Genomic DNA, 8,754 nt, shown 5'->3' on the forward strand with positions numbered 1-8,754 from the left:
TGGGGTCTCCCCTGCTCGAACGAAGCTGAGAGCTTGGGGAAGGAGCTACTAGGGCATTTCGGCAACGCGGGAAGCGTGCGTGCCAGGGCGTGGCCGCCCGATCAGAGGTCACCCGACAGGCTCTGAGTCTCCCCGGAGCCCCCGTCGGCCTGGCGGGGCAGCACCGGCCCGAGCCGGACGAGCAGCGCCGCCCGTTCCTCGGCGAAGACCGGGTCGGCCTGGTAGTCCGAGTGGCCCAGCACCGGTTCGGGCAGCGGGTGCTCCGGCGTACGCCCGTAGACCAGCGGGTCCCGCAGAGGCCCCCGGTCCACTTCGGGGCCGGCACCCACGTCGAGCCGGACCTGGCCACCGATCGGGTCGGTGGCCCGCCACAGGTTGCGCCAGCAGTGCACGGACCGGTGCAGTCCATGCAACGGTCCGGGACCGAAGTAGGCCGGGAACCAGCGCCCGTACAGCCGCTCGATCGGCGAACCGTAGGTGAGCAGCGCAACCCGTTTCCGGGCCCCGGCCGGCAGCTGCCAGACGGCGGACGCCGCGAGGACGCTGCCCTGGGAGTGCCCGGAGATGACGAGCCTGCCGCGGGTGCGGCCGGTCCAGCCGGACATCCGGGAGGCCAGGTCGGGGACGGCGCGCTCGGCGTAGCAGGGGGGCGCGAAGGGGTGGGCGGCGCGCGGCCAGAACGTGCCGACGTCCCACAGGATGCCGATGGTGCGCCGGGTGGAGGCGTCCCGGTAGGCGCGCCGACCGCAGGTCACAAAGACGATGAAGCCGAAGCCGATCATCCAGGAGCCGGTCGACTGGGCGGCTTCCGCGACCGACTCGATGAACGGGCCGGCACCGTCCAGGGCCAGCCCCGGCACCTCCCCGCTCGCCCATGCCCCGGCGACCGCTCCCGCGCCGAGCAGCAGGGTGGCGCCGGAGACCAGCCCGAGGAACCAGGGCGCGGAGTCGGTGAGCGCAGCCAGGGCCCGGGTCCTGGCGATCTGCCGGGTACGGGCGGCGTCCGGCCGCTTCTCCCCGTACTCCTTGTTGACCTCGGGTTCCATGGCGCGGGCGGCGAGCCAGGTGCGTACGCCCAGCACGACGGTGGGAATCAGCAGCAGAGCCAGGAGTATCGGGATGACCGAGGCCTGCCAACTCAGCAGGACCGGCGGCCCGTCGATGAGGGAGCTCCGGCCCATGCCGGGAGTGCCCGGTCCGTCGAGCCAGTCGGCAACGCGCTGGGCAACCCCGCCGGACATGACGCCACCGAGGGCGCAGGCCAGCATCGCGACCGCGGGGCCGCCGAGTCCGTACATGACCGTACGGGGCTCGGGCGTCCGGCGGTACAGGCCGAACGCGACCGCCGCGAGGGCGACCACGAGCATGCCCTGGCCGACGGTGAGGACGCGGAAGGTGACGTCTCCGGGGAGCGTGCCGGCGGAGACCCAGCCGGGACGGGACCAGGCCGCGTACACCGCGGTGACGACGAGCAGGGCGAGAGCGGTGCCGGGCAGCCAGGTGATGACGGCGCCGTCGAGCCGGTTGTCGAGCCTCCGCTCGCTGCGACCGCGGCGGCAGACCACCCAGAGCACGACGAGCGTGCCCAGCACGAGCATCGCCTCGATCAGCTGCCCCAGGAACTCGGGTACGGGACCGGTGACGGCGCGGTCGTGACGGGCCGCGGCACCCGCGACGGAGGCCGCCACGGTCAGGAACCCGGCGGCGGTGTGCGCGGCCCGCAACCGGGCGACGAGCCGCCGGCCGTACCAGAAGCCGGGGCGGCCGAGGGCGGGGCGGACGACGGGGGTTTCGGCGTCAGGGCCCTCGGTGGTGGGGGTGGCCTCGGTCCCGTTGTCGAGGACGTCGTCGTCCGGTTCCGCGCCGGTGACCGGGCGCTGCGACTCGTAGGCGCTCCAGGTCCGGTTGGACAGGAACCAGAGCAGCCCCACCAGCACGGTGGGCACCAGAGCCGCCAGCGCGAGCCGCCGCCCCGGCTGCGACCACCAGCCGTCCTGCGCCGTCGACAGGAAGCCGAGCCAGGACCGTTGGTTCGAGCACTCCGGTACACCCGCGCACTGCCAGGCCACCAGATCCAGCGCGACCTCGCACGCCGCAGCCGTCAGCAGGACGGTCAGGCTGAGGGCGACGAGGCGCACGAGTACGCCGTACAGCCGGACCGCGCGGGTGCGGCCCTTGGCCGTGGGCCGCATCCAGTGGGCCAGGTTGACGACCATGAACGGGAGCAGCAGCAGCCACAGCGCGCGCGAGCCGTTGCCGGAGGTGAGATTGGACCAGCAGTACGCCTCCTCGATGGGCCGGTCCCGGTACCGCTCCGGGTGCTGCTCGGCGTCGATGTCCCCCGAGCGCCGGAAGATGGCAGCCGTCGCATCACCGGTGACCCGGGCGATGCGCGGATCCCGGAGCATCGACTGGGGGGTGGCTCCGCCGACGCCATGGACCAGGAGTTCCAGCGCGGCCCCCGTGCTGTGCGGGGCCTCAGTGACAGGGGGCACGTGGATGACTCGCTCTCTTGCTGTCGCGGCGTTCCGGCCCGCGTACTGAACTGATGCGTAGTCACCAGAATCCCGGAACCCGGGCCGCGCCGGTACCCGGATCACAAATATCCCCAGTGCGGCGCCGGACGAAGTTGCGTGGCAGGATGAGCCCGTCCGACAGAATGTTGAACGGACGGGCTGCTGTACGGAAACCCGAGGGAAGGACCGGACCCGGCGTTGAGCGAGAATCAGAATCTCCTCGCGGAGCAGCGGCGTGCACTGATCCTCGACGAGGTGCGCCGGCGCGGCGGGGTCAGGGTCAATGAGCTGACCCGCAAGTTGAGCGTCTCCGACATGACCGTGCGCCGGGACCTGGACGCGCTGGCCCGTCAGGGTGTTATCGAGAAGGTGCACGGCGGCGCTGTACCGGTCGTCGAGGCGAGTACGCACGAGCCCGGTTTCGAGGCCAAGTCGACACTGGAGCTGACCGCCAAGGAGGACATCGCGCGGGCCGCCGCGGCGATGGCCGTTCCCGGCAGTGCGATCGCGCTCTCCGGTGGTACGACGACGTATGCGCTGGCCCAGCACCTGCTGGACGTACCGGAGTTGACGGTGGTGACGAACTCGGTGCGGGTCGCCGAAGTGTTCCATGCCGCGCAGCGGTCGACGGGCGGCCCGCGGGCCGGGGCGGCCACGGTGGTGCTCACCGGTGGGGTGCGGACTCCGTCCGACTCTCTGGTCGGCCCGGTCGCCGATCAGGCGATCGGTTCGCTCCACTTCGATGTGCTGTTCCTCGGGGTGCACGGGATCTCGGTCGAGGCCGGGCTCTCGACACCGAATCTGGCGGAGGCGGAGACCAATCGGCGCTTCGTGCAGTCGGCGCGGCGGGTGGTGGTGGTCGCCGATCACACCAAGTGGGGCACGGTGGGCCTGAGTTCGTTCGCGACGCTGGAGCAGGTGGACACCTTCATCACGGATTCCGGTCTGTCCGCGGGCGCCCGCGAGGAGATCGAGGAACATCTGCCGGGTCTGGTGGTGGCGGGCGAGACCGCGGCAGGCGACCTCTCCGAGAGCTGAGGAAACGGGGATCCCGAGGGTGAGCCAGAGGTTCCGCTCGGCTCGCGCCGTGGCCGGGGCGTCCTAGGATCCTGCTGTGGCCGTATTCCGGATCGAACGATTCACCTCCCTCCACGCCGCCGAGTCCTGGCGCCGGGTGACCGACTGGGAACGGCACTGCGCACACGTCCCGCTGACCCGGATCACCGTCCCGACCGGACTGCCCACAATGATCGGGACCGTCTTCGTGGCCCGCACGGGTGTGGGCCCGCTGGCGTTCGACGATCCGATGGAAGTGGTGCACTGGATGCCGCCGGTGACCGGGCGAGCCGGGCTCTGCCGGCTGGAGAAGCGCGGTTCGGTGGTGCTGGGCCGGGCGTCGATCGATGTGTATCCGACGGAGTCCGGGTCCCATGTCGTGTGGGTGGAGGAACTCCGTATCCGGCTGCTGCCGCAATGGGGCGATCCGCTGATCGCGGCAACGGGCCGCCGGCTGTTCGGCCGGGTGCTGGACGGTCTGCTCGACGGCACGGTGCGGACGTAACGGCCTCCCCCACGACAGGGAGTGGGCTCCCGGCGCCCTGCGACTCCGCCTGCGGCGTTGTCGTCGGTCACCGACGCTCCGCGTCGACTCCGTCCTCCGCCTTGCCGTCGAAGCCGCATGACGCCACTCGCTGATCCACTCTCCATCGTGGGGGAGGCCGTAACTCCCGCGGTGCGCGGCTGCCGCCTCGGCCGTGCAGCCGACGCGACAGCCAGGCAGTCGCGCCTTTGGACCCGCGCCCGATGTGACCGTCACACGATCGACTCGTTTGTCGCTACGACGGTTATCGCCAACGGCTCGGAAGGCACCGATCCCATGCCGATCCACCCATCCCGGCAGCGCTCCACCCGCAGCAGCGAACGCCCCGGCGTCCAGCAGGCCGAAGCCGCGCTCGTGGAACACTACCCACGTCTCGTCCGGCTCGCCTACCTCGTTCTGCCGCCGTCGCTCGGCCGGCACCGACGGGTCCTCGCCGCCCATGCGGCCGTCCAGCGCGCCCTGCCCGGCCGGCGCACCGCCACCGCGGGACCTCTCGAACCGCTCCGGACCCGGGTCCCGGCACAGGGGCGGAGCGTACCGTCCCCGAGGCATCCCGCCGCGGCGCACGGCACTTCCTCCGCATACGCCTGGGTGCGGCTGCGGGTGCTACGTATCGCGCTGGCGTACGAGCGGCGGCCCCGCTGGTGGCCCGCGCGGATCCCGGCACCGGCCTCGCTGCGCCCCGCGCTCCCCTTCGTCCGGGGGCTGCGGCTCTTCCCGGGCGCCGGTGGCGCGGAGGAACTGGCCCTGGACCGGACACTGTCCACGGTGTCCGCTGCCGTGCGGGCGGCGTTCGCGCTGCGGCTGCTGGAGGAGCTGACCGACCTCGAGGCGACAGTACTGCTCGCCCGGGCGGGGGCGAGCGATGCGGCGGACGCGGTACGTGCGGCCGGACGGCTGGGGTCCGCCGACCGCCGGCGGACCGAATCGCTGCTGCGCTCCGCCGGGTTCGACCCGTGCACGCTCCAGACCCGCCCCAGCGATCTGTTGCGGCGCAGGCACCGGCTGCGGGCGGTGGCCTCCGCTGCCGCGCTGTGCGTGATGGCGGGCGGTCTGGCCGTCCTGGCCGGGGAGAACGGTCCGGGCGGCCCGCAGGACGGTCCCGCGCGGGCCGGGTCCGCCGCCGTCGATCCGGCAGCGCTGATGCGTACGGCTGCCACGGAATGGGCGGACACCTCGCGCGTCGACTTCACCGCGTGGCCGGCCCGCGGGGACCGTGCCCAGGACCGGGATCTGCTCGGCCGGGCGCTGCGTACCTGGGGGCACACGCCGCGCACCGTCCACGTCTCCACGTCGCCCGGGACGCTCTCCGTACCGCCCGCCCAGCCGCCCCGGCTGCTGTACGCGGGCGAGGTGGACGGTGCGGCAGTGGTGCTGTTCCACGACGGCGGCGTTCGCGTGGTGCGTTACGCGGAACCGCTGACCGGTGCCGGGGCGGCCGCGCTCGACTTCGCCCGGACCGATGACGCGGACGTGACGACGGGGGCGGCCGTCGTGGTCAGCCGCAGGGGGGACGGGGCCCGGTTCCTGCTCGCCCCGTGGGTTTCGGAGACCACCACGCGCGACCTGCTGGCGCCGAACGCTCCGGCGCGGTCGCTGAAGGTGGGCCGCGACGGGGTCACCGCACCCGTATCGCGCCCCTCACCGGGCCGCAGTTGTGGCTCCTGGCCGGTGATGCAGCTGCGCTCCTCGGAGCGCATCGCTGAGAACCACTCATTCCTCCTCACCGATCTGGGCGATCTCGCTCCGGTCCATCTCACGTACACACCGCTGCCCGGCAAGGGCGCGCCGCCGCGCGGGCCGCGCGAGGCGACGGGTGGTCCGGCCCTGCTGAGCTGGGCACGTACGGTGTGCTCGCTGCGGGCGCTGCGGGGCAGCGGGGTCCGTGCGGTCAACAATTGGGCCTTTGCCCGGCAGCCTCTCCCGGAGAGCGGGACACCGGCGGACTGGGTGTGCACCCGGGCCGACACCTGGCAAGGGCCCGGCCGGGTTCTGGTCCAGTTCCTGCAGCCCGCCGCATCGCTCACCGCCCCTGGTGCGGTGGTGGCCGACCGTCCCGATACGGCGCTGTGCGGCCGGTTCGGGCAGCACGTCCTGGCGGGCACGCACTGGAGGGCACCGTCCGGCCGGTGGTACGTGCTGGCGGCGGGCAGCCGGGCCGTCAACCGGATCGAGGTGACGGGCAGCGTGCGCGGGTCGGTGGGCGGTAGGACGCTGGCGGTACGGGCACCGCAGGACGCGAAGTTGGAGCTGAAGGCCCGGCTGCGCGAGGGCGGGACGCTGTCCGTGGTGCGCTGAGAGAGGCGGAACGGGGAAGGGGTGGGGGCCGGGAGAGGCCGTTCGGCGTCTTCCGTCAGGTCGGTGCGGCGGTCCGGTGCGAGACTCGGCCGCGTGACCGAATTCTCCGGCTCCGCGCCCCACGCCGACTCCGACCACGGCTCCGGCTCCGGCTCTCACGGTGGTACGCAGCTGCGCTGTCTGGTGACCGGTGCCACCGGATACATCGGCGGCAGGCTGGTGCCCGCGCTGCTCGAAGCCGGCCACCGGGTCCGCTGTCTGGCACGCACCCCGCGGAAACTGCGCGACTACCCGTGGGCGGACCGGGTCGAGGTGGTGCAGGGCGATGTCGCCGATGCCGCGTCGGTGCGGGCGGCGCTGGCGGACATGGACGTGGCGTACTACCTGGTGCATGCCCTCGGATCGGGGCGCGGCTTCGAGCAGACGGACCGCCGGTCGGCCCGGGTCTTCGGCGAGCAGGCGCGCGCGGCCGGGCTCCGCCGGATCGTCTACCTCGGCGGCCTCACCCCGGCCGGGGTGCCGGATCGCGAACTGTCACCGCATCTGCGGTCGCGGGCCGAGGTCGGGCGAATCCTGCTGGACTCCGGGGTGCCGACGGCAGTGCTGCGGGCCGCGGTCGTCATCGGGTCGGGTTCGGCGTCCTTCGAGATCCTGCGCCATCTGACGGAGCGGCTCCCGGTGATGGTCACGCCGAGCTGGGTGCGTACCTCGATCCAGCCGGTGGCGGTACGGGACGTGGTGCGGTACCTCGTCGGCTCCGCCTCGCTCCCGGCGGACGTGAACCGCACCTTCGACATCGGCGGCCCGGACGTGATGACCTACCGCGACATGATGCAGCGGTACGCGCAGGTCGCGGGGCTGCCGCACCGGGTGATCCTTCCCGTCCCCGTGCTCACACCCGGGCTGTCCAGCCACTGGATCGGCCTGGTCACGCCCGTACCGCGGTCCATCGCCCGTCCGCTGGCGGAGTCGCTGCGCAACGAGGTCGTCTGCCGCGAACAGGACATCACCCGTTACGTGCCGGATCCCCCGGGCGGCCCGATCGACTTCGACCAGGCGCTGCGGCTGGCACTGCAACGGATCAAGGACGCCAGGGTGGACACCCGGTGGTCGTCCGCCGCGGTACCCGGCGCGCCCAGCGATCCGCTGCCGACCGACCCCGACTGGTCGGGCGGCAGCCTGTACCGCGACGAGCGCGAGCTGACCGTACCGGTGGCGCCGGATGCGCTCTGGCGGGTGATCGAGGGCATCGGCGGGGAGAACGGCTGGTACTCGTTCCCGCTCGCCTGGGCGGTACGGGGGTGGCTCGACCGGTTCGTCGGAGGCGTGGGGCTGCGGCGCGGACGACGGGACGCACAACGGCTGCGGGTGGGCGACTCGCTGGACTTCTGGCGGGTGGAGGAGATCGTTCCGGGTCGGCTGCTGCGGCTGCGTGCGGAGATGCGGCTGCCGGGTCCCGCGTGGCTGGAGCTGTCGGTCGGCCGGGACGAGGAGGGGCGGACCGTGTACGGGCAGCGGGCCCTGTTCCATCCGCGCGGGCTGCTCGGCCACGCCTACTGGTGGAGTGTGTGGCCGTTCCATTCGGTGGTCTTCGGCGGCATGGCACGTAACATCACGGCGGCCGCCCGGGCAGTACTGCAGCAGTCTGCGATGTAACGTCCGCACAGCTGAAGACATCTGACGATGCGACAGATATGGTACGGCTCGCCGCGGACCGGGTGTGTCCGCCGCCGATCGCACGGGAGGTGCGCCCCATGGCACGTCGGCTCCGCTCCGTGGACCTCGGCTTCGTCCGGACCGCCCCGCTACGGCTGGTCTTCGCCACCGAGGCGTCAGCGCTTCCCGCGGTGGTGTACCGGGCGCTCGCCGAGGAAGTCGACGGCTGGCCCGACTGGTTCACCGCGGTGACGGCGGCCCGGCCCACCGGGGCGGGCGCGGGCCGTGAGATCCGGCTCAGGGGTGGCACGGTGTTCCACGAGACAATCGTCGCGAAGGAGCCCGGCGAGCGGTACGCGTACCGGGTCGACGAGACCAACGCACCTGCCCTGCAGGCCCTGTTGGAGGAGTGGCTGCTCACCCCCACAGCAACCGGGACGCGCGTGCAGTGGACCTTCGCCGCCGACGGGCCCGCGGCGTTCCGGTTCGCCCTGCGACTGGGCCGGCCGGCACTGGGCCGGGCGTTCCGGGACGCGGTGTGCAATCTCGACAAGCGGCTGGCCGCAGCCTCCGCCTGAGAGCCTGTCGGGTGACCTTCGATCGGAAAGCGGACGCGGTCTGGTGCGTACGATTCCAAGGCGCCGGAAGGCCCTCGGATGGAGTCTCCCCTGCTCGAACGAAGCT

The 8,754-nt window shown here is 72.7% G+C and carries 6 protein-coding genes; 5 read left to right on the forward strand and 1 reads right to left on the reverse strand.

Annotated features, from left to right (window positions below; translation table 11 throughout):
- Positions 1-101: 101 nt before the first annotated feature.
- A complete protein-coding gene (locus ACWD6R_RS24680; RefSeq protein WP_451820692.1) occupies positions 102-2,408 on the reverse strand; it encodes a hypothetical protein in 2,307 nt (768 codons plus the stop codon).
- Positions 2,409-2,714: 306 nt separating this feature from the next.
- On the opposite strand from ACWD6R_RS24680, the gene ACWD6R_RS24685 reads away from it, so the two are divergent.
- From ACWD6R_RS24685 to ACWD6R_RS24705, 5 genes are all read left to right on the forward strand, one after another.
- On the forward strand, positions 2,715-3,554 hold the full coding sequence (locus ACWD6R_RS24685) for a DeoR/GlpR family DNA-binding transcription regulator (protein WP_451820685.1): 840 nt from the start codon (positions 2,715-2,717) through the stop codon (positions 3,552-3,554).
- A gap of 76 nt (positions 3,555-3,630) precedes the next feature.
- Positions 3,631-4,077 (forward strand): SRPBCC family protein, encoded by a 447-nt coding sequence (locus tag ACWD6R_RS24690; RefSeq protein WP_451820686.1) that lies wholly within the window; start codon positions 3,631-3,633, stop codon positions 4,075-4,077.
- A 315-nt stretch (positions 4,078-4,392) separates the two neighbouring features.
- Entirely contained in the window at positions 4,393-6,414 is a 2,022-nt protein-coding gene (locus ACWD6R_RS24695; protein ID WP_451820687.1) for a hypothetical protein, read from the forward strand.
- Positions 6,415-6,597: 183 nt separating this feature from the next.
- Positions 6,598-8,070: an SDR family oxidoreductase gene (locus ACWD6R_RS24700; RefSeq protein ID WP_451820693.1), complete on the forward strand. Its 1,473-nt coding sequence runs from the start codon at positions 6,598-6,600 to the stop codon at positions 8,068-8,070.
- Positions 8,071-8,168: 98 nt separating this feature from the next.
- Positions 8,169-8,648, forward strand: coding sequence for an SRPBCC family protein (locus tag ACWD6R_RS24705; protein WP_451820688.1), 480 nt, complete (start codon positions 8,169-8,171; stop codon positions 8,646-8,648).
- Positions 8,649-8,754 lie beyond the last annotated feature (106 nt).

Source organism: Streptomyces sp. NPDC005151, from assembly GCF_053599875.1.